This is a genomic window from Alcanivorax sp. HI0044 (assembly GCF_001634945.1).
Map to the genome: position 1 here is coordinate 1 of NZ_LWEZ01000355.1, position 1,106 is coordinate 1,106.

The 1,106-nt window shown below is 56.9% G+C and carries 2 protein-coding genes; both read right to left on the reverse strand.

What is annotated here, in order from left to right; all coding sequences use genetic code 11:
* A partial coding sequence (ispH, locus tag A3730_RS04320) for a 4-hydroxy-3-methylbut-2-enyl diphosphate reductase (RefSeq protein WP_063537562.1) occupies window positions 1-514 on the reverse strand: 514 nt, incomplete at its 3' end.
* 121 nt (window positions 515-635) lie between these two features.
* The coding region (locus tag A3730_RS04325; RefSeq protein WP_063537245.1) for a peptidylprolyl isomerase at window positions 636-1,106 on the reverse strand (471 nt) is incomplete at its 5' end.

Sequence of the window (1,106 nt, forward strand, 5' to 3'; positions counted from 1 at the left end):
CACTCAGGGTGGTCTGGGTGACGAAAGCCAGTTTGCTTTCATCGCGCACCGTCAGGCTTGCCACGTCGGCTTCGTCTTCCACCAGATAGATGTCGCCCCCATAGGATGTATCGTACTGGCCCATGGTGCCTTCCACTTCTGGATGGCCAGCATGACCAATCAGGATGCTTTCACGGCCTTCACGGGCATACCGAATGACTTCCATATGCACCTTGGTGACCAGCGGGCAGGTGGCATCGAAAACCTGCAGCTGGCGCCGCTCGGCCTCTTCCTGCACCGCTTTGGAGACGCCGTGGGCGCTGAAAATGACAATGGCGTCGTCCGGCACTTCGTGCAGTTCTTCCACAAACACGGCACCTCGCTGACGCAGGTCTTCCACCACATAGCGGTTATGCACCACTTCGTGACGGACATGGATCGGCGGGCCGAATACCTCCAGGGCGCGGTTGACGATATCGATGGCACGATCCACGCCAGCACAGAAGCCACGGGGATTAGCGAGACGAACTTCCATAAGCAGTTGACAGTTGATAGTTGATAATTGATAGCGGAAAACCAACGGCCTTCCGCCAAACGAATGCCGATACCAGCAATGACTTCTCTTCAGTTAACTGTCAACTTTCCACTGTCAACTATCAACTGATTTTAAATGGCTGCTCGGGGGCGTGACGCTCGATACCGATAATTTCCACTTCAAAGGTGAGATCCCGGCCTGCCAGCGGATGATTGAAATCCACCATCACCCACTCATCGTCCGCCTTGGCGATCACGCCTGGCAGTTCGGCACCGGCCGCATCGGCGAAACTCAGCACCATGCCGGGCTCCAGGGAATCGTGCTCGGCGAAGGTGTCGCGGGTGAAATGCTGCACATTCTGCTCGTTATACTCGCCGAACGCCTTGGCGGCTTCCAGAAAAACGCTGCGACGATCACCGGCCTTGAGACCACGAATGGCATTTTCAAAGCCCGGCAGCAGGGACTCATCGCCCCACACAAAAGAGGCGGGCTCACCATCAAAGGTGGAGTCCAGGTCCGTGCCGTCCATCAGGCGCACGGCAAAATGCAGGGTAATCCGGGTTTCCGGGCCTGCTCGCAGTAATTCAGTCAT